Here is a 19178-nt window from a genome sequence, read left to right as displayed (position 1 = left end):
GATTTAACGCCTTATTTACAAGCAAAAAACCGATCAAGCTCAAACTCTGATGAATAAAAAACCAGCAAAATACAGGCAAATATCATTTCTATGTGCCGTATCGCACATTTTTAAACCCAAAAGGACAAAATGTCCGCCAGTAGATCACATTTCAACCGTGTGTTAGTGCGAAATCATGGAAATGAAATAATCTTGCTTGAATAAAAATGAACCCATTTATCAGGCTAGCTATACTCTAAATAACTCAACACTTTTAGAGACACGCTATGCAACGATGGAGCAATATGCACATTTGGAGTGTGTGGGTAGGCCTTTTCTTTTGTGTCTCGGTTCATGCAACCAGCAAATCAACAGCAGAAACCACAGCGATGATTGCTGATAAACCTATCATTACGATGGCGTTTTATGAGGACCCCAAACATAACTTCTACTTTAAATGGGCTGAACTGATTTACGCCCAAGCCTTTGAACGCTTAGGATATGACTTCTCCTATCAAGTGGTTCCCGCAGCCCGCGCCAGTATGATGGCGGACTCAGGTAAAGTGGATGGTGAGCCGGGGCGTGTATCTCATTATGGCGAAAAGTTTACCAACCTCATTCGAATTGAAGAACCGGTTATCGATACCCATTTAATTGCCTTCGCGCACAATCCCGAAATCAAAATACCTGACTGGCAAGCGCTGCAAAAGAGTCGATACAAGATCGAATACTATCGAGGCGTGTTCCTCGCAGAACAAAAGCTAAAGGGACTCATTCCTAAGGAGCGTCTGACTGAATCTTCGTCCCCCGCGAGCTCCTTTCGTAAAATGCTCCGCGACCGAATCGATATCTATATTGATACGGAGGCAAGCTCATTGGATCTATTACAAACGCCTGAGTTTCAAGGCAGCAAAATAATCGCGATTGCCACCCTAGAAGAACTCACCAGCTATGGTTACTTAAATAAACGTCACGCGGCACTCGCCGTTAATCTTGCTCGTGAGCTAAAACAGATGAAGCAAGAAGGCATATTTGACACCTACAAACAACAGGCCCAAAAATCGCTTAATAATGAAATGAATAATGGCGATACCCCAGAATAAATCTGCATCGACGGTAAAAGTCGTGGCTTACTTTTCTCCACAGAAGATGGCACTAATGTAAAAAGCCTGTTCAATCATACTGAACAGGCCATGTATTCGATGAAAAAGTGAATAAAACTCACCTACAAAACCTAGGTTAAACCTTACTTATTTGCTTGCGAGTTTACGCCAACGCAACCCATCGCGAATCACCTCATAGCCAGGGAACATAGCGGCAATCACTAGAGTATAACTTAGCCAATGTTCTAACTGTAATAACGTAAACTCCCCATTTAATTCAGCTCCTTGGTTTTGTAATAGTGGCGAACTAAAGGCCAGAAAGACTAAGAACGAGGCATAAGCAAGATTGATCCCCATATTCGCCAGTAACAATTCAGTAGTCCACACTCGGCGGCGTAGTTGCCAGAGACTATTCCCCATAGACAGCAAAATAATAGGGCTAAACCATTGCAACAATTGCTGAGCACTGGCGCTGAAAATCACAGTCCGCGCGGCTAATTGCTCGCTACTCATCCACACAGAACACCAGATCACAAGTAAGAGAAAAAGATATGTCGCCAGATCGGTAAACACATCGCTTAAACTAATATGCTGCCAACCGGGCCCAACCTTAGGCAAATTCTGCGGCTGCCATTTTTGGCAATTACTGCCAGATAGGGGTTTCCCCTGAGCCGAGAAACTCCAAAAGGCCAACAGGATAGCGGTAAAGGCAAGACAGGCATCGCCAATAAAACCTTTGGCAATATGGTGGATAAATCCTAATAGATCCCCCTCTGCAGAGTCCAACCATTGAGTCGTGCCGCCCACAACCTGCAGCACAAACAAGACCCCAAGCACAGTGAAAAGTGTATGTTTAAAAAGCGGAATATCCTCAGAGGCAATAATAGGCACTGCCGGAACAAATTGCTGCGCGACCTTACAGGGATGACCCATTTGCTTTAATACCGCGACAATTTGCGCTTCAGTCAATTCGCCTTGTTCAGATAGGGCATCCAATTGGTCGCAGATATTAGCTTTTAATTCACGACCAATTTCCTGACGTTTATTCTCGGGCAATTCTCGCTGCACCGCGGCGATATAGCGATCGACTAATTCCATATCAAATCTCCTCTGCACTCTCGTCTGAGCTTTTCATATCAGAGCCATTAGTGTCAGCGCTTTGCTCCAGTAAAAAAGCCAAGGCGCCATTAAGTTGCTGCCATTCATCGGTAAGTTGACTGAGCAACTCAGCCCCCAATGACGACAATTGGTAATAACGACGCTCACGCCCTTCGGCCTGTCGCCACTCACTATCCAACAATCCTTGATCGGCTAGGCGGCGCACTAAGGGATACAGAGTCCCTTCGTCAATATCGATACCGCCTTCCTGCAACTGTTTGCGGAGCGAATAACCGTAGTGGGCTTGTTTTAATAATCCCAGTACCGCCAACACTAATACCCCACGGCGCAACTCGAGTCGCATTTTGACTAGCTGTGAACTTGTCATTGTCGAATTCCTATCCTTAACACTGTGTCACACACACTGTGCGCCACACAGCAAATACTATGTAGCACACAGTAAGATTGCAAGTTTTTACGCACATTTTTTGATCACTTTGTTTGTTACTAATGCAATCTATTGTTTGTATTTAATTTACAAAAATGCCAACCGTTTCTGCTAAGTGCTCACATTTCCCCACCGCCATACACTCAATGCGAATGAGTCACACATAAGCAAATTCAAGATAAAAAATTGCAAAACTTCCTATGCTTGAGTAACTTAGCTGCCAACATTGAATCGCTGACTCGTCAACCTAAGTACGGTTTGCTCCTTAAAAGAGATAAATAGGCACGACTCAAGTAAGTATTGATATTCAATAACTAAAAATATTAAGCCGTTAAATTAAGGACATAGAAAATGCTCATGGATAGAGGCGTACTGGTACGCTGGAACGATGAAAAGGGATTTGGCTTTATTCAGCCTGAAAAAAACGCAGCCCAAGATGTGTTTATTCACATTTCAGTGCTGAAAAAGATGGCGAGAAAACCCATAGTGGGCGACAGCATTCTGTTTCAAACGGAAGTGCAAAATGACGGCAAAAGAAAAGCGGTTATCGCCTCGATTGAAGGCGTCGCAGTCGTTGCAGCGAGTGCAACAACACGCTCCCACTCTCATATCCAATCACGCAATGAAAACTTCAACTTCAATAACAAAGACAAAGCGCATCGCCATAACTCACGAAAATCGTCCTTTAATACGATAATCCCGCTGCTAATAATCGTGGCCATCGTTATCTTTGGCTTTAAACAATACCAAGAATTCAATGAAGATCCTGCAATCGATGAAGCCCCAGTCCTCACGAATGATGACATTCAGCCAATGCCCATGTATGAAACTAAAGCGCGAACACAAGCAACGGCAACACCAAGTTTCCAATGTGAAGCGGGTAAAACCCATTGCAGCCACATGAGCTCCTGTGCTGAGGCGACTTTCTACATCCAAAATTGCCCCAATACTCAAATGGATGGTAACGGTGATGGCATTCCCTGCGAGCGCCAGTGGTGCAGTTAGCGATGCGACATATGATGAGCAGGTAGCTAGTAGCTAGTAGCTAGTAGCTAGTAGCTAGTAGCTAGTAGCTAGTAGCTAGTAGCTAGTAGTGAAATGATAAATAATCTAAAACAATGGCGAGATAGCCTGACAGGCATACAGCAAATCGGAGTGATTGCTGCCAGTATCGGGCTTCTCATGCTTGGCTTATTCTACCTTGGTCAATTTATCGGTAGTAGCGTGGTAAAAATGGCTGGCTTTAACCCTAGAAATACGCAAACTAGCCCATGAATTCATACCTATCACAACTTCCAAATGGTAACGCATGCACACTGATATCATCGAAATGGATTCACCTGAGATGCTGGAGTCCTTGTTAACCGAGCATGCTGCGGTGCTGTTGTTATTTGGCGCGCTGGACTGCGGTGTGTGCCAAACGCTCAAACCGAGAATTGCTGAGATGTTGGCGCAAGAGTTCCCGCAGATACGGATGGCCTATATTGATTGCCAAGCCCAAGGTGAGATAGCGGCGAGCCGCAATGTATTTGCCTTACCTGTAGTGGAATGTGTGTTTTATGGCAAAACCTTTGGACGGTTTTCCAAGGTATTTTCGTTAGCGGATATTCGAGGGGCGCTTGCCCGCCCCTATGGTTTAACTGTGGCGGAATAATCCAAATTAGACAGTGAGATTATTTGTTTACCAAGGGTCTAAACCCAGCGTAATGCACTGACTGATCAAGCTTAACCTGTGCTGCGGGCATGCCCATAAGACGTGTTGATCTAGGTGCTGCTTTAGCTTTACCACTGCAACCGCAGCCGTCACCTGTAGAGTGGCAACATCCGCCCTTGGCTGCATGTTTGAGTGAAGCGCGGCCTTGGGATGCATCCGTCAATCTAAGATTAAGATCAGCCGTTTGTGCAAGTAAAGTCACCACTGTTTGACTCGCACTGCCTTTGCTCACACTAATCCCCGCATCTAGCAACTTTCCTAACATGCGCTCACCGATATTCTGCACAAGTACAATGTCGGTACCTTGTTGAATAATCAGCTCTAATAAGGCTTTTTTAGCACTACAGTCACCCTCAATTGCCGGGTTATCGACCAGCTTAATCAGCTGAAACTGTTCATTATAAAAGCCAATTTGTAGGGCTTTAGTAAAGTGACTGGCGAGGCGTTCGCGGCTCATAGGCATGGCAATAATCATGATAAATCCTTGTCTGTTTGGGTTGGCAACCTCAAGGCTTGACCTTGAGTGATAGCCGTCGCCACCTTTTTACGGGCATTGGCGAGAAGGTATCCAAAGGTTTGCCGAGAGATCCCCATCAAGGCAGCGGCATCGATCTGGCTTAATCTTTTAACGTCACCCAGTTCGAGGGCCTCAAACTCATCGGCCTCTAATTGAATATGAGTTAATTTAACCGCAGGGATCCCATTAGGCTTAAATAGGCTACAGGGCACACAGCTCGATAATTGACGGCATTTTTTGGGTCTTGGCATATATGTGTTTATCTTTATGTCGTCTTAAATGTCTTGAAATCGTGTTTTAGGTCTTAGTGCACATCTTGTTTACAGCGCACGACACTAAGGCTCATCTAGGGCTCATCTAGCTAAGGGAGTCCATAGCTCTGGATTCTCAAGCGTGATAACTGACTTGATGAATAAGTTCAGTGGATGAACCATAAAACTGTTACGAGTTTTTGGCCTAGGCCAGAAACTATTATTCGCGCCAACGACATTCAAAACTGTAAGACGGCTCACAGTTACCTATATCAAGCATGACTAATTAACAGAACTGCTGTCTGACGAATGGGGGATAAAACACTAGGGCGATACCCTCATTATCGATATGTGGTGTATCTCAGTTTTCACTGGAATACGAAAATCTTTCGCGCCACAGATATATTGCCATTGAGCGTGACTAACACACTCAATGGCTAGCGCCCTGTAAAGTCAATTTTAACCTGTGTTGGAGTGCCGAGGGATAATGACAAACTCTGCAAACAAATAAGCAGCCGTTAAGCTGTTACGATAGGTGGCATTTACTGATTTAAACGGGTTAAATCCTCAGACTCACAGTAGTTCACCTGTACCGAATAGCCGTCATCTTGCTTGATAAAATCGACAAAGTTTTTAATCGCAGGTAAGGCATCTTCCCTATGGTGAGACACGTACAGCAATTGGCTCAGATGATGCTCGGCTATCATCTCCAGCGCCCGCATCACTAAGGTGCGATTGATAAAATCTAAGCCCTGATACGGCTCATCTAAAATCAGTAACAGTGGCTGTTTAATCAAGGCGCGACCTATCAGCAGTAACCGCTGCTGACCATAATCGAGCTTCTTAAAGCTTGTGCTCGCCAGCCCTGTCATGTGCAGAATCGCCAACCATTCCTTCGCCAAATCTAGCTGAGGTTTAGTGGGTTTATGGTACAGGCCAATAGAGTCAAAAAAGCCCGAAAGCAGCACATCTAATGCCGAGAAACTGACGCGATATTGCAAGTGTAGCGCCGACGATACTATGCCAATCCGTTGTTTAATCTGCCAAATACTCTCGCCGCTTCCGCGAGGTCGGCCAAAGAGCGTGATGTCATTGCTATAGCATTGGGGATGGTCGCCTAAAATCAGTCCCAGCAAAGTGCTTTTACCGCAGCCATTTGGGCCACGAACTTGCCAATGTTGCCCCGCCTCGATGCGCCAATTCACGCCGCTGAAAATCAGCCCACTGACATATTCCACTTTGCCATTTTTAATCTCGACCAGAGGATCAAACGCCTCGGCGTTGTGCCTTTGCCGCTCCATCAAGGCCAAGAGTTCATCGCTACGCTGTGCCGATAACGCATTCAGCTGCGCCATCACGGGATGATTATGCCATTGCTCAATCGACATCGACGGGCTGAGTTTGTGCACACTCTGCCCCGATTTCAGCATCTCGCCATTAAACAGCGCTACATGGCTGATGCACGGCGGCAATTCTTCTTGGCGTGAGGTGATGATCAGCAACTGAGTATGCTCAGCCACTTCACTCAGCAGCTCAGATAAACTCGCCTGATGTTCAACATCGAGGCCAGCATAAGGGTCATCTAAAATCAGCAATTGCGGTAACATTGCCAGTGCACGTGCCAGCATGACTCTGCGCGTTTCGCCCGTGGATAATTGCCGAAAACCGCGCCGACGCAGAGGCTCAAGCCCAACCTTTTGTAATAATGCTGGGAGTTGCTTGGTATCTTGGCAGCATTCCAATACTAAGGATTCGACACTCGAACCGTAATCCAACTCGTCTTTTTCTAACTCGCGCTCCAGCAATGCTTGCTGCAACCCAAGTGACACCCAGCCGATACGTTGCGGCAAGCCAGAAATCGTCCCTTCATCGGGCAGAATATCACCCGTTAATATTCGCCCGAGCAAGGAACCACAATAGCTATCGGTCGAGAAAATCGCCCAGTGTTCTGCAGGGTGCAGTTGCCACTCATCGACGATTAACACCTCATTATCACGCCCGTATCGTAACTGTTTAACCACAATACTTTTGTCTTGGTTCGCGACAACATCAAGCATAACCACAGTTCCTTTCTATTTTTAAGGGATGATAAAAGCCAGCGATTACCCAATCGCATTGCGCCATGATATCTAAGGCAATCATATCTAGAGCCACAATATCTTAGAGTCATGATATCTAGAGCCATAATATCCAATGCAATAGCTCACGATGCACGACAGTCGCTCAGGTTTTTATCGGCAGATTTTGGGGAATACGACACCAGAGTAAAGCTTATTGGGAATAAAATCTAATGCGCTTAATGGCATAGGCAAAGCGTGGCAACATCCAACAGGTACGCATGTGTGAGGCAACCACTCTGGCAGAACTGTGATAAAATCGGCACCTGTTTAACTTTCATATCAACAAGGTAATGCAATGAATCCCATTATTGCCATCTTAAAAGAACACAACGTCAGTGACGCTAAAATCCAAGAACTGTTTCAAACATTAACCGAAAATCCATTAATGGCGATGGGTACGCTCGGTCAATTAGGCATCCCAGCCGAAAAACTACAACAACTGCTGGGCCTAGTGATGCAAAAACCGGCCTTGATCAAAGAAGCCGTGCTTGAACTCGGTTTGGATTTCTCAAAAGTAGAAGCCGCAAAAGCCCAACTGCAAAAATAAGCGCAGACTGTTCAAGTTTGTAGCCATCATGCGCTAGGGGAATACGCGTAATTCAGCTCCCCTAGCGAATGTTAAAACCACTAAACCGCAAAGTAACTAAATCTGACAGCAACTAAACCTCAAAGCCATTGACGCTCAAAATGATAGTACCAAGTGAGCTAACTGTTTTGCGCCTGCCACTCCTCAATCGCCTCTTTCGCCGCTCGAAAAGCCTCAATCCCTGCAGGCATACCGCAGTAAACGGTGCAATGCAGTAAGACTTCTTGGATCTCTTCAACCGAGCAGCCATTGTTTAGCGCGCCCCGCACATGGCCCTTTAACTCAGTCGGCGCCTTTAATGCCGCCAGCGTCGCTATGGTAATCAAACTGCGCGTTTGCCTTGAGATGGCATCACGCACCCAAACCTCACCCCAGCAATTGGCCGTAACTAAATCTTGCAGCGGTTGCGTAAAATCCGTCGCACTATTGAGCGCCTTATCCACATAGCTATCGCCCATCACAGCACGACGCACCTCAAGCCCCTTCTCGTATTGCTCATCGTTCATCGATGCATCCTTTTTTCTTATGTGATTAAGCTATGTGATTAAGCTCTGCGATTAGACTTATTGAACCGCCGCCAACCAATCTGCCCTATATCCTTACCACCTATAACTGATAACCAACGTTAGATTGAGCGCACCCAAGCAACGAACTCTTCGGCGAGTCTGGGAGGGTTACAGGCCTCTGTCTGATCTGCGATCTCGTTATAGTACTCGAGCTCGTGAACTATGATGGGTACCGAACGACCGAAAACGCGACTAACGGTTAAGTTGGAATGGAGTGTAGAAGCGACAACACATACTGCAGCTACAAATTGCTCGGTTATCTCCTGACCAAGCTCAAGGCAGCGCTCAAAATCGACATCTTCCTCCGCATCACTGTACCCGAGACCGAGATCGGCCACCCAGCGAGCTAAGATATCCGCAGTCTGAGAGTCAGAATCCCCAAAGACGAGGAGTTCGTTTTGAAGCCAGAAGGCATAGTTCCATTTTGCTTCGTCAGAGCTAGAAGCCTTTGGAATCGAGGCATGCCACTCGTCGACTGTGTTATAGCCGACTGTCAGCGTAGGCAGACGGGGATCGTCATATTCGTTGTTGATATAGAAAGACAATGCATAGATCTGCTCCGCCTCAGCGGTTGGTATACTCGCGAGCGCTTCGGTAATAGCACTCTGAAGCGCGGTAATCATTGGGATATTCATACTGGGTTTCCTGCTCGTTTAATGCCGCATTTAGCGAATAAAAATAGTGCATTGTAATTGAGAATAAGAGCTTAACCCACTATTTTTGTTCAGCTTAAATGTCTGCCAATATATTAGTATTCAACCAATTTTCCAGTTATCTGTATGCCTTTTTACAAGCATATACTCTGCAAATTTAACAATGGATGGCTCGTTAGATTCTTTTACTGCTCGTTTGCTGCTTAACAGCGGAAGCTGATGATTAAGCACTGTCATTCCAGTGACGCGCCACCCCTTTTATTTCACAAGAAGTATCCATGAGGGGTCGACGACGGCATCTGCTGCATTCGGAAGTGCAAATGCGGCGATCACATGGTCAATGATGTTCCAGACATCATAGTGACATTTCCCATATCCCTATGGGTCAGATATGAAAGAGCGGCCATGCCGTCAACGGTCACATACATGCCAATGCTTAATCCAACCAACTATCCAGTTATCTGCATGCCTTTTTACAAGCATACACTCTGCAAATTTAACAATGGATGGCTCGTTAAATTCAGGCTTTATGTTAATGCTATTAAAAGCCAAGTCCCATCAATCAATATGAATTGTAATCAGCGTTAAAAAAGCCAATAAATAAAGCAGAAGGATAGCCACAACGTCAAACACGTTACAAAATGTGGCTGTGCCCGCATTAGGTAATGCGACTATCATTCGTTGTGGCCGCCGAAATGGATATCAGCCCCATCGTACTGGCAAAGCTGGTGCCGCTGGATTATGTGATGAAGGATATGAATGAGGTAGTTAAGGGGAATATTTTATCAAACAAAACTTTGATCATTCAAACAAGGAGTTAACAGAGTAACATATTGATTTTAGGAGTCGATGACAGTAATGTGCTGAAATAAAAGTTGCTGGAGATAAAAAGTGAAAAAAACATCTAACAGTGAAGTAGAAGAAAATTACAGCTTTAAAAAACTTATTTATATACAGTTTGTTGAAAAAAGTGGCATTCATTTTTTTTACATAGTGCTAATTCTAGTTGGCTTGATAGTATATTTATCTAGTGCAAATTTTGCTGAAAACGTACAGATAGTTGCTTATGTATCATTTGCGGCGACAATTTCTTCATTAATTTTGGCGGTCTTTGCCATTTTCTATGCTGTTCATTCAAATAGTGATTTAGCAAAGTCTTTTAACGATATCAAGGGAACTGCAACAACAATTAACTTATCAGCAAAGGATGTTTAATCCGCAAGTAATGCACTTTTAATAATAACTAAAGAGTTAAGTTCAAAAATTAATGATTTCTCTGATGACGTAAAAATCATTCCTCACTCAGTTAATCAGGGTTTCGATAAAATTGGTACTATTTTGAATTCTCAAAGACACTTTTCTGATAAAAACAATGAAAACGTTGCTTTGGATGAACTCAATGAAGTTGATTTAAAAGAAGTTATTGTAAAAGGGGCAATATTGCCATGTAACGTTACTTTATTAGTAATGTATTTAAGCTTCAAGGCTGGGGTGATTTTAAACCAAGAGAATTTAAAATCCCTGAGACTTGCTATATCGTTAGATTTCGCTTATATGGCATATTGTGCTCTTAAGCACTTTGGCTTTTTCGAGGTAGAAAACTTAACAAGAAAAGAGATAAAGGTAGAAGCTTTCGATGAAGATTATTTCAACTTAATACTAAAGCAAGTGATCTCCGAGATAAAAGAATTTACTGATAAAGATGATACTCACATTATTAAAGAACGTTTACTTTTTAGTTTTTCATACTTTAATGTTGATATACCAGATGAATTGAAATCTTTATAATAAGTACCCGTTAACGGGTACGCTTTTCTCCCGCCTAAAATCCCCGTATACCTATAAACCGCAAGCCCGCAAACGCTGTGAAGCGTGGGCACTTTAACCCGCCGTGAGGCGCTCAATTCTGCCGTGAGGCAATGCATCCCAAGGGGAATAACATGCTTAAAAAATACCTGCGACAAAGATGGGGCAGGCATAACTCTTTTGGATCTAACAACAGACACCGAGACTACAGAAGTTCACCCTCCCCTGCGAAGTTGCCGCGGGGCGTTGAAGACTCTTTATTGAAAGAATGGCGTGTGACGCAGACAGGACGTCTGCGTAGCTTTCGGGGTACAGGATGTACCATCGGAAGCGTTAGCGATTTTCGAATAAGCACGAAGCTACTAACCAATGCATGTAACTTCGCTAGGGACGCCGGGGGATTTCCAAAAGGGGAACAGGCGCTTTTCCCCTTTTGGTCGACTCTTAATTAAAAATCAGGGGGTGAAGCCCCACGACTTTGATTTTGCTTTTAAAAGCAATCAAGAATTATGGGATATGCCCAACTCTATAGATTAACAAATAAAGCGAAGGTGACAGGAGTACCCCCTTCCCTGCGAAATTAACGCTGGCTGATAAGATGTAGCTAGCACTACACTTCCACATCCCTGATCTCGGCGGCAAAACTAAGGTAACGGTCATATCTCGCCAGCAACTGCGCTTTGTAATGAGCCACAAATACTGTTTCACTCTCATCGAGGGCCGGGAGCATTGAAATCACACCATCTATTGCCTGTGGTATTCTTCGCACTATTGTCGTTAAGTTACTGATTAATAAATTCCTTGGTAAATCTAAGCCATCAATAAATGCAGCCAATTGATACGCGTAAATGCTGTTTGGATCAAATTCATCATCAATTGCCATCGCAAGCTGTTGTTCAAAATCTTCATACATAGCCACGCTGACCAAATCGTACCAAGGAGTTGGCTCCATTCCGCTTGGCGTCATAAAAAATGAGTAGTTTTTACCGTGTGCATCGGCATTACCGGCCAGTAAATTGAACAGCGCCCATTGCAAAATGTCTTGCTTAGCAGCCACTGGATTACGGCATGTTGCAGCAAGACTAAAGAGCCTGTTAAAACTTACCCCTTCACGAATATCTTTAACATCACGCCCTGAACCAAAATTACGTTCATATTTTTTGCTAACACTAAAACCAAGTGCTTGGCAGCTATCGACAATATGCCTTCTTAATACCCTTTGCTCATTTGGCATATAACGTCGGTCAAAGCGTTCGACACAGAGTACTTTGTAATGGCCAAAATGAACGATATCAACATTAGCCACATTCATTCCAATCGCCTTAGCTAGGCGCATCGTCATAAATTCATTGAGCACTAAATGGCGATATTTTTCGAATTTAACAATATGGGTTGATGAAAGCGCGCCTTCGGCAAATGCAAATTCTTCACCGTTATAAAACAGGTTTAATTTAGGTTGTACACCCGCTACCGACAGTCGAGGTTTGCCGTCCCAAATTTCCATCGGCCACATTGTGGGATCTTCAATTCGCTGAATAACTTCTTCAGCCTTAATTGGCCGTAATTGTGTTTCAGGCAGCAAAGTCCCCTTAGGAACAAATGCAACAGCACCTGCGGTATCGAGGCCAATTGCACGGATCAAGGCAAAGGTATTTCCCTTGGAGACGCCAAGCGATTCAATTAGATAATCTAATCCTTTGTTTTCCGGTAATAAGTTAACCAAAAACATCGATATCTGACTGCTACTTCCTATGCCATCTAAGGGAATTGTTGGGGATAGTGGGAATCCACTCTGTTGCCAGTCTTTGGTGTAATGTACGGCAAAGGTGTCGGTCGTCGCATCAAAGGATAATTCCCCGATAATTAAATCACCGAGGTGCATCTCTAACGTGAGCTTTTTGGAAGTACTCATGGGTTAATACCAGCCGTTAGTTTCGGTGTCGCTGGTTTGAGCCGAAACGATATCAATCCCCAGACCATCAAGGATTTTGAATACGGTTGAGATATAAACATCATCACCTTTTTCAACTCGGATCAGCGTTTTTTTGGTTACGCCGCACAGCATGGCTGCCACGTCTTGAGTAAGAGCAGCACTTTTCCTTCGCTCTTTAATTAACAAGCCGAGGGATTGTTGATTTAGCGGTGATGCCATAATCATCTCCAAAAGTGTAACTTCATACACCTTAGTCCTAAAACCAGCCCTATTCAATATAAAAGTGTACAGAACTACACTTTTGGATTGTTGAAAATGACAAGCCACTCAAAAGTGTACAATGTTACACTTTTGTGGTCATTTCAGTGCTTAAATCCCAAAAAGTGTAGCTAAGTACACCTGAAACTTGCCCAAGCTACCAGACTAAAAACAAAGCCCCGACACTGTTTCCAGTGTCGGGGCTTTCATTTTTTACAACAATTTAGGTTTAAGCGATTAAGCTAAAGACCGCAGACGTTTTTGCGCAGGATAAAACGTTCAATACAAGGCGCTGTGAGCGTAGCATACGTTGTGTGTATGTGAGCGAGCTGCAACGCCGTAATCAACGTTTTAGACCAGCAAAAATTACATCATGCCGCCCATTCCGCCCATCCCACCCATACCGCCCATATCTTGGCTAGCATTTTGTGGGATCTCAGCAACCATAGCTTCTGTAGTGATCATCAGACCTGCGATTGACGCAGCGAATTGCAATGCACAACGGGTCACTTTAGTTGGGTCAAGGATACCCATTTCTAACATGTCGCCGTAAGTGTCGTTGCCAGCGTTGTAACCGAAGTTACCGCTACCGTTCTTCACTGTGTTAGCAACAACTGACGCTTCTTCACCCGCGTTAGTGGCGATTTGACGCAGTGGCGCTTCCATTGCACGCAGTGCGATAACCACACCGTGTTTTTGGTCTTCGTTTAATACTTCAACTTCAGCGATCTTAGAAGCTACGCGAACCAGAGCAACACCGCCGCCAGGAACCACGCCTTCTTCTACCGCAGCGCGAGTTGCATGCAGAGCATCTTCAACGCGGGCTTTTTTCTCTTTCATTTCAACTTCAGTCGCTGCGCCAACTTTAATCACTGCTACGCCGCCAGCTAGTTTAGCCATACGCTCTTGCAGTTTTTCTTTGTCGTAGTCTGACGTTGATTCTTCAACTTGTTGTTTGATTTGGCTTACACGAGCAGCAATTTGTGTTTGCTCGCCGTTACCATCGATGATGGTGGTGTTGTCTTTAGTGATCACAACACGCTTAGCTGTACCTAAATCTTCCAGCGTTGCTTTTTCAAGCTCTAGGCCGATTTCTTCAGCAATTACAGTACCGCCAGTCAGGATTGCTACGTCTTGCAGCATTGCCTTACGACGATCGCCAAAGCCAGGTGCTTTAACAGCAGCCACTTTCACGATACCGCGCATGTTGTTCACAACTAATGTTGCTAATGCTTCGCCTTCAACGTCTTCAGCAACGATAAGCAATGGCTTACCGGTTTTTGCCAGACCTTCAAGGATAGGTAACAGTTCGCGAATGTTAGAGATTTTCTTATCTACTAACAGCACGAATGGGTGATCTAATTCAACGCTGCCCGTTTCTGGCTTGTTGATGAAGTATGGAGATAGGTAGCCACGGTCAAACTGCATACCTTCTACTACGTCCAATTCGTTTTCTAACGCTTGGCCTTCTTCAACTGTGATCACGCCTTCTTTACCGACTTTTTCCATCGCAGTTGCGATGATTTCGCCGATAGATTCGTCAGAGTTTGCAGAGATAGTCGCAACTTGGGCAATCGCTTTTGAATCTGCACAAGGTTGTGATAAGGCTTTTAATTCAGCAACTGCAGCGATAACGGCTTTGTCGATACCGCGCTTCAGATCCATTGGGTTCATACCGGCTGCAACGGCTTTTAAGCCTTCAACTACAATGGCTTGAGCCAGTACAGTTGCAGTAGTAGTACCATCACCGGCGGCGTCGTTGGCTTTAGAAGCAACTTCTTTCACCATTTGCGCGCCCATGTTTTCGAATTTGTCTTCTAACTCGATTTCTTTGGCAACAGAAACACCGTCTTTAGTGATCAGTGGTGAGCCGAAGCTCTTGTCTAATACCACGTTACGGCCTTTAGGGCCTAAGGTCACTTTAACTGCGTTTGCGAGAATGTTTACGCCAGCCAGCATTCTTACGCGAGCGTCATTACCAAATACAACTTCTTTAGCTGCCATCTTGATTATCCTTTAAATTTTTAATGATTAATTGGAATGTCGAATTGATGCTGAGGATTAACCCACTACTGCCATCAGGTCAGCTTCCGACAGGATCAAGACTTCTTGACCGTCGATTTTTTCTTTCTTAACGCCGTAACCTTCGTTGAAGATCACCACGTCACCCACTTTGACATCCAGTGGCTTAACTGTGCCATTTTCTAAAATACGGCCATTGCCCACAGCAAGGATTTCACCGCGAGTTGATTTTTCAGCGGCGCTACCGGTCAGTACTATGCCACCCGCTGATGTTGATTCAACTTCTAGACGCTTAACGATTACGCGGTCATGTAATGGACGAATATTCATCTATGAACTCTCCTAATGATTTGATGCCCTACAATCGAGCCTATTTGTGATTAAAAAAACAGACACCTTAGTCTGCTCTTTTGCTGTCTGAGATATGGGGCTGACAGTGTCGAGATCCAAGGGCATTTACAAAAAAAACTTCAATTTTTTGATGTCGGTTTTTTCAAGTCCGCACAATCCTGCTAGAATCTCGCCTCCGCTCGCTAACAAGGCACTATTTTTCCATGAAAGACAGACACGGGCTGCTCACCGCGCCAATTGGTCGTGTACTGCTCAACATGAGCCTCCCCAACTTAATTGGCATTATGACCATTCTAGGTTTCAGCCTCGCTGACACTTTTTTTATCAGCCAATTGGGCACTGAAGCCTTAGCCGCCATCAGTTTTACCTTTCCGGTGACCTTAGTGATCTCGAGCATCGCCATTGGTATTGGCGCTGGAGTCTCGACCAATTTAGGTCGACTTATCGGTTCAGGTAATGCCCACAAGGCCAAAGTGTTCTTGCATGATGCCTTATTGCTCACATTTGTCTTGATCGCCAGTTTAGCCGCTCTGGGTAGCATTTTTATTACGCCACTGTTTCGCTTACTCGGGGCAAACGATGACAGCTTGCCGCTGATCCACGACTATATGATTTACTGGTATGTCAGCGCACCGCTGCTGGTATTGTTGATGGTAGGCAATCAAGGTTTACGTTCCACTGGCGACACCCGCTCGCCGGCGATGATCATGGCGCTGGCGGCGCTCATCAATCTTATCCTCGATCCGTTACTGATTTTTGGTATTGGGCCATTTCCACGTTTAGAAATCCAAGGCGCCGCAATTGCAACCCTGTTTGCTTGGTTGATTGCCTTATCTTTGTCGGGATATTTGTTGATTGTCAGGCGCAAAATGCTCGAATGGGCCGCCTTTGACATAGACAGAATGCGCGCGAACTGGAGCAAACTAGCCCATATAGCACAACCCGCCGCCTTGATGAATTTAATCAATCCGTTAGCCAATGCCATTATTATGGCCATGTTGGCGCATATCGATCACAGCGCCGTAGCAGCCTTTGGTGCCGGTACTCGATTAGAGTCAGTGCTATTAATCGTAGTGATGGCACTGTCGTCGAGTTTAATGCCCTTTATTGCGCAAAATTTAGGGGCAGGACAGCCACACAGAGCGAAAGAAGCCCTGCTATTATCGATAAAATTTATCTTTATTTTCCAAACCTTACTCTATATCCCACTGATCTTTTTAGCCGAGCCTATCGCGCATTTATTCAGTACCGATCCGCAGGTTATCGAATGGCTAAGTTTTTATATCTTAGTGCTGCCCTGCGCCTACGGACCTTTAGGTATAGTGATTATTGTCGCGACCTCGCTCAATGCCTACCACAGGCCTATGAGTTCATTAGTCATCAATCTGTGCCGCTTAGTACTGCTCATGCTGCCGCTAGCAGCCTTGGGATCGTATATAGGTGACGTTAAAGGCCTGCTGCTCGCGCTACCTGTGACCAATATTTTGATGGGAATTGCCTGTTATTGGCTGGCGCAGCGGATCTGTGAGCCCACAAAGATCACGACCGCAAACGCCATTAGCGAGGGGTAAACTAGCTTGATTTTTTAACGGGAAAGCGCAACACGTCGTCTGAAAACGCTCCCGTAGAGGCTTTGCAGGATCGACGTGGGCCTTGCTCACTCATGTTGATCGGCACGCCATTTGGTACTAACTCTTGCATGATATAGTCGATAAAGCGTCGACAGGCTAAACTCACGTAACGTCTTGATGGATAAGCTAAGAAACACTCGCCTTGGTGGGGCTGGATTTCAGGTAACAAAGTCACTAACTCACCGCTTTGTACATATTCATCCACGACTTCAGCAGGCGCATACACTATGCCGCGTCCTTGCAATCCAAACTCAACCGCCACTTCAATACTGTTGGAGCAGAAATTACCTCTGACTCTCACCTCTTGTTCTGAACCGATAAATAACTCATTAAAGATTTTGCCGTTGGATAAACGGAACATAGACACATTATGTGCTTCAATCTCTTTCGGTGTTTTAGGTGTACCGTGTGCCGCTAAATATTGCGGACTCGCGTAAAAACGTAAGTCAGTAGTAAAAATCGGCCGCACTACTAAATCTAAGGTATCCAACGCAGGCTCGACCACAAAAGCCACATCGAGATTATGTTTCACCATATCAACGGATTCTGAACTGCTGATGACTTCTAAGGTGAGTTTAGGGTGCATATCCATAAAGCGGAAAATGGCTTGCATCAAGATTTTCATGCTGTGGATGGGGAACATTTGAATACGCAAATGCCCGCTGATCTCAGCATCGTCATTGGTCATTTCGAATAGGGTTTCGTCGAGCTGAGCCAAAATATTCTGCGAGCGCTGGTAAAAATGGCTGCCCGCAGAAGTGAGCGTCATAGAGCGGCTCTGACGGTGGAACAATTTAATGTTCAGCTCATCTTCCAAGGCTTGCAAACGCCGACTCACAGTCGATTTAGGTAAGTTAAGTAAATCCGCCGCTTCAATCAAACTACCGGTTTCAGCAATTCGGTGGAATAACGCTAAGTCCTCTGTCTTCATTTTGACCTTAAGTTCAATCTCATTATGTGGGACTGATAATCCCAAAGTATCCCGTTTATTGCAACTAATTTAGCTGGTATCTTCGCGCCCAGAAATGCTGACAATTTGTTAACTAGGAAATCTCCACCATGAAATCATATCGACTCTTGCCGCTGACAATGCTGCTTCCAGCCCTGATCAGTGGTTGTTCGCCTGCGGAAAGTTCAGTGCAAGTGGCAACAATTCGTCCGGTTAAACTGTTTGAAGTACTCAATGTAGAAGACGGAGATTTCAGAACATTTCCAGCCCGCGTTGCCGCCAATAGTCGCGCAGAATTGTCGTTCCGCATTTCAGGACAATTAACAGAATTAGCATTAGTTGAAGGGCAAAGAGTCACTCAAGGTAGCTTACTCGCAAAACTTGATGACAGGGACGCCCACAATAATTTAATGACCCGCGAGGCGGAGCATGAACTGTTAGCCGCTGACTTTAAACGTAAAGTCGAGCTACTCAATCGCAAGCTGATTTCACAATCTGAGTTTGATAGCACTCAAGCGCAACTCAAATCGGCCACCGCCGCCTTAGCCGCTGCACGCGATCAACTGAGTTACACCCATTTAACGGCACCTTTTAGCGGTACAGTCGCCAAACGTTTAGTGGATAACCACCAAATAGTGCAAGCAAATCAAGGGGTATTAACATTACAAAACAATAATTTGCTCGATATTAGCATTCAAGTTCCCGAGTCGATGGCGGCGGGTTTGAAGCAATATACCGATCAAGCTCATTTTACAGCTAAGGTGCGTTTTAGTGCCTTCCCCGAGCAAAGTTTCGATGCCAAATTTAAAGAATACTCGACTCAAGTCACGCCGGGCACCCAAGCCTATGAAGTGGTGTTTTCGTTACCTCAACCTCAAGATATTCAGTTACTTCCAGGAATGAGTGCCGAGTTGACCTTAGCCTTAGTCAAAGATCCTAGTGCCCTCGCGTCAACGGTAGTGCCAGTGACCGCTATCGATAAGCGCGACCAAGATGGCCAAGTGCAAGTGTGGATTTATCAAGCGCAATCGGGTGAAGTAAAACCGACGATGGTGACGCTAGGACGCGTGAGTAATCGAGGTGTTGAGATTTTAACGGGCGTTAACAAGGGCGATCTCATCGTCAGCGCTGGAGTGTCTCAATTATCCAATGGCATGAAAGTCAAACCACTACGCTGGCAGCGTGGGGTGTAA

At 45.0% G+C, this 19178-nt stretch carries 21 protein-coding genes; 9 read left to right on the top strand and 12 right to left on the bottom strand.

Translation table 11 applies throughout. The features are described 5' to 3' along the window. Window positions 1-266: 266 nt before the first annotated feature. A complete protein-coding gene (locus L5L77_RS10240) occupies window positions 267-1082 on the top strand; it encodes a transporter substrate-binding domain-containing protein (protein ID WP_263222686.1) in 816 nt (271 codons plus the stop codon). Window positions 1083-1229: 147 nt separating this feature from the next. Here L5L77_RS10240 and L5L77_RS10235 read toward each other — a convergent pair whose 3' ends face one another. Both L5L77_RS10235 and L5L77_RS10230 read right to left on the bottom strand, forming a co-directional pair. Further along, window positions 1230-2180 carry a hypothetical protein gene (locus L5L77_RS10235; RefSeq protein WP_263222684.1) on the bottom strand — a complete coding sequence of 317 codons (951 nt, stop codon included), beginning with the start codon at window positions 2178-2180 and terminating at the stop codon, window positions 1230-1232. Window position 2181: 1 nt separating this feature from the next. Continuing rightward, window positions 2182-2568 carry a PadR family transcriptional regulator gene (locus L5L77_RS10230; RefSeq protein WP_105251375.1) on the bottom strand — a complete coding sequence of 129 codons (387 nt, stop codon included), beginning with the start codon at window positions 2566-2568 and terminating at the stop codon, window positions 2182-2184. Between the two features lie 411 nt (window positions 2569-2979). On the opposite strand from L5L77_RS10230, the gene L5L77_RS10225 reads away from it, so the two are divergent. From L5L77_RS10225 to L5L77_RS10215, 3 genes are all read left to right on the top strand, one after another. After that, window positions 2980-3633 (top strand): excalibur calcium-binding domain-containing protein, encoded by a 654-nt coding sequence (locus L5L77_RS10225; RefSeq protein WP_263222683.1) that lies wholly within the window; start codon window positions 2980-2982, stop codon window positions 3631-3633. Window positions 3634-3726: 93 nt separating this feature from the next. After that, window positions 3727-3903: a hypothetical protein gene (locus tag L5L77_RS10220; protein WP_212600129.1), complete on the top strand. Its 177-nt coding sequence runs from the start codon at window positions 3727-3729 to the stop codon at window positions 3901-3903. Window positions 3904-3937: 34 nt separating this feature from the next. After that, complete coding sequence (locus L5L77_RS10215; RefSeq protein WP_263186720.1) at window positions 3938-4282, top strand: thioredoxin family protein; 345 nt, start codon at window positions 3938-3940, stop codon at window positions 4280-4282. Between the two features lie 19 nt (window positions 4283-4301). Here L5L77_RS10215 and L5L77_RS10210 read toward each other — a convergent pair whose 3' ends face one another. From L5L77_RS10210 to L5L77_RS10200, 3 genes are all read right to left on the bottom strand, one after another. Next, complete coding sequence (locus tag L5L77_RS10210) at window positions 4302-4817, bottom strand: NifB/NifX family molybdenum-iron cluster-binding protein (protein ID WP_212600127.1); 516 nt, start codon at window positions 4815-4817, stop codon at window positions 4302-4304. After that, entirely contained in the window at window positions 4814-5110 is a 297-nt protein-coding gene (locus L5L77_RS10205; protein WP_212600126.1) for a DUF134 domain-containing protein, read from the bottom strand. The genes L5L77_RS10210 and L5L77_RS10205 overlap by 4 nt, the downstream gene beginning before the upstream one ends. Before the next feature lie 542 nt (window positions 5111-5652). Then, window positions 5653-7167 (bottom strand): ATP-binding cassette domain-containing protein, encoded by a 1515-nt coding sequence (locus L5L77_RS10200; RefSeq protein WP_263222682.1) that lies wholly within the window; start codon window positions 7165-7167, stop codon window positions 5653-5655. Between the two features lie 358 nt (window positions 7168-7525). Here L5L77_RS10200 and L5L77_RS10195 point away from each other — a divergent pair, with 358 nt between their 5' ends. Continuing rightward, entirely contained in the window at window positions 7526-7777 is a 252-nt protein-coding gene (locus L5L77_RS10195) for a DUF2999 family protein (protein ID WP_006083102.1), read from the top strand. Window positions 7778-7935: 158 nt separating this feature from the next. Here the strand turns inward: L5L77_RS10195 and L5L77_RS10190 are convergent, their stop codons facing one another. Continuing rightward, entirely contained in the window at window positions 7936-8322 is a 387-nt protein-coding gene (locus tag L5L77_RS10190) for a carboxymuconolactone decarboxylase family protein (protein ID WP_219253638.1), read from the bottom strand. Between the two features lie 119 nt (window positions 8323-8441). Beyond that, complete coding sequence (locus L5L77_RS10185; protein ID WP_263222680.1) at window positions 8442-9005, bottom strand: hypothetical protein; 564 nt, start codon at window positions 9003-9005, stop codon at window positions 8442-8444. A 921-nt stretch (window positions 9006-9926) separates the two neighbouring features. Between L5L77_RS10185 and L5L77_RS10180 the strand changes: the two genes are divergently transcribed. Together L5L77_RS10180 and L5L77_RS10175 are read left to right on the top strand one after the other, a co-directional pair. Next, on the top strand, window positions 9927-10250 hold the full coding sequence (locus L5L77_RS10180; protein WP_263222677.1) for a hypothetical protein: 324 nt from the start codon (window positions 9927-9929) through the stop codon (window positions 10248-10250). A gap of 123 nt (window positions 10251-10373) precedes the next feature. Further along, entirely contained in the window at window positions 10374-10823 is a 450-nt protein-coding gene (locus tag L5L77_RS10175; RefSeq protein ID WP_263222675.1) for a hypothetical protein, read from the top strand. A 628-nt stretch (window positions 10824-11451) separates the two neighbouring features. On the opposite strand, the gene L5L77_RS10170 is transcribed toward L5L77_RS10175, so the two are convergent. The 4 genes from L5L77_RS10170 to L5L77_RS10155 form a co-directional block, all read right to left on the bottom strand. After that, window positions 11452-12753: a HipA domain-containing protein gene (locus L5L77_RS10170; protein WP_263222673.1), complete on the bottom strand. Its 1302-nt coding sequence runs from the start codon at window positions 12751-12753 to the stop codon at window positions 11452-11454. Between the two features lie 3 nt (window positions 12754-12756). Beyond that, window positions 12757-12993, bottom strand: coding sequence for a type II toxin-antitoxin system antitoxin HipB (gene hipB / locus L5L77_RS10165; RefSeq protein ID WP_263181791.1), 237 nt, complete (start codon window positions 12991-12993; stop codon window positions 12757-12759). Between the two features lie 405 nt (window positions 12994-13398). Continuing rightward, window positions 13399-15036: a chaperonin GroEL gene (gene groL / locus L5L77_RS10160; RefSeq protein WP_011847850.1), complete on the bottom strand. Its 1638-nt coding sequence runs from the start codon at window positions 15034-15036 to the stop codon at window positions 13399-13401. A gap of 57 nt (window positions 15037-15093) precedes the next feature. Next, complete coding sequence (locus L5L77_RS10155) at window positions 15094-15384, bottom strand: co-chaperone GroES (RefSeq protein WP_006086113.1); 291 nt, start codon at window positions 15382-15384, stop codon at window positions 15094-15096. Between the two features lie 224 nt (window positions 15385-15608). Here L5L77_RS10155 and L5L77_RS10150 point away from each other — a divergent pair, with 224 nt between their 5' ends. Beyond that, entirely contained in the window at window positions 15609-16976 is a 1368-nt protein-coding gene (locus L5L77_RS10150) for an MATE family efflux transporter (protein WP_173246972.1), read from the top strand. A gap of 1 nt (window position 16977) precedes the next feature. Here L5L77_RS10150 and L5L77_RS10145 read toward each other — a convergent pair whose 3' ends face one another. Beyond that, the gene (locus L5L77_RS10145) at window positions 16978-17967 is read right to left on the bottom strand and encodes a LysR family transcriptional regulator (protein ID WP_113940006.1); all 990 of its coding nucleotides are present in this window, start codon (window positions 17965-17967) and stop codon (window positions 16978-16980) included. Between the two features lie 128 nt (window positions 17968-18095). On the opposite strand from L5L77_RS10145, the gene L5L77_RS10140 reads away from it, so the two are divergent. Then, complete coding sequence (locus tag L5L77_RS10140; RefSeq protein WP_263181793.1) at window positions 18096-19178, top strand: efflux RND transporter periplasmic adaptor subunit; 1083 nt, start codon at window positions 18096-18098, stop codon at window positions 19176-19178.

Source organism: Shewanella sp. SM29 (assembly GCF_025654245.1).
GTDB lineage: Bacteria > Pseudomonadota > Gammaproteobacteria > Enterobacterales > Shewanellaceae > Shewanella > Shewanella oncorhynchi.
Note: the sequence above shows the minus strand (reverse complement) of the source record. Positions and strands in the feature narration are given on the sequence as shown.

What these genes read in the sequence shown, in the direction of transcription:
- L5L77_RS10200 (WP_263222682.1), bottom strand. Translation starts at nt 7,167, where the DNA reads ATGCTTGATGTTGTCGCGAACCAAGACAAAAGTATTGTGGTTAAACAG.
- L5L77_RS10170 (WP_263222673.1), bottom strand. Translation starts at nt 12,753, where the DNA reads ATGAGTACTTCCAAAAAGCTCACGTTAGAGATGCACCTCGGTGATTTA.
- L5L77_RS10240 (WP_263222686.1), top strand. Translation starts at nt 267, where the DNA reads ATGCAACGATGGAGCAATATGCACATTTGGAGTGTGTGGGTAGGCCTT.
- L5L77_RS10210 (WP_212600127.1), bottom strand. Translation starts at nt 4,817, where the DNA reads ATGATTATTGCCATGCCTATGAGCCGCGAACGCCTCGCCAGTCACTTT.
- L5L77_RS10230 (WP_105251375.1), bottom strand. Translation starts at nt 2,568, where the DNA reads ATGACAAGTTCACAGCTAGTCAAAATGCGACTCGAGTTGCGCCGTGGG.
- L5L77_RS10205 (WP_212600126.1), bottom strand. Translation starts at nt 5,110, where the DNA reads ATGCCAAGACCCAAAAAATGCCGTCAATTATCGAGCTGTGTGCCCTGT.
- L5L77_RS10235 (WP_263222684.1), bottom strand. Translation starts at nt 2,180, where the DNA reads ATGGAATTAGTCGATCGCTATATCGCCGCGGTGCAGCGAGAATTGCCC.
- L5L77_RS10215 (WP_263186720.1), top strand. Translation starts at nt 3,938, where the DNA reads ATGCACACTGATATCATCGAAATGGATTCACCTGAGATGCTGGAGTCC.
- L5L77_RS10195 (WP_006083102.1), top strand. Translation starts at nt 7,526, where the DNA reads ATGAATCCCATTATTGCCATCTTAAAAGAACACAACGTCAGTGACGCT.
- groL (WP_011847850.1), bottom strand. Translation starts at nt 15,036, where the DNA reads ATGGCAGCTAAAGAAGTTGTATTTGGTAATGACGCTCGCGTAAGAATG.
- L5L77_RS10190 (WP_219253638.1), bottom strand. Translation starts at nt 8,322, where the DNA reads ATGAACGATGAGCAATACGAGAAGGGGCTTGAGGTGCGTCGTGCTGTG.
- L5L77_RS10225 (WP_263222683.1), top strand. Translation starts at nt 2,980, where the DNA reads ATGCTCATGGATAGAGGCGTACTGGTACGCTGGAACGATGAAAAGGGA.
- L5L77_RS10150 (WP_173246972.1), top strand. Translation starts at nt 15,609, where the DNA reads ATGAAAGACAGACACGGGCTGCTCACCGCGCCAATTGGTCGTGTACTG.
- L5L77_RS10145 (WP_113940006.1), bottom strand. Translation starts at nt 17,967, where the DNA reads ATGAAGACAGAGGACTTAGCGTTATTCCACCGAATTGCTGAAACCGGT.
- L5L77_RS10155 (WP_006086113.1), bottom strand. Translation starts at nt 15,384, where the DNA reads ATGAATATTCGTCCATTACATGACCGCGTAATCGTTAAGCGTCTAGAA.
- L5L77_RS10185 (WP_263222680.1), bottom strand. Translation starts at nt 9,005, where the DNA reads ATGATTACCGCGCTTCAGAGTGCTATTACCGAAGCGCTCGCGAGTATA.
- hipB (WP_263181791.1), bottom strand. Translation starts at nt 12,993, where the DNA reads ATGGCATCACCGCTAAATCAACAATCCCTCGGCTTGTTAATTAAAGAG.
- L5L77_RS10140 (WP_263181793.1), top strand. Translation starts at nt 18,096, where the DNA reads ATGAAATCATATCGACTCTTGCCGCTGACAATGCTGCTTCCAGCCCTG.
- L5L77_RS10220 (WP_212600129.1), top strand. Translation starts at nt 3,727, where the DNA reads ATGATAAATAATCTAAAACAATGGCGAGATAGCCTGACAGGCATACAG.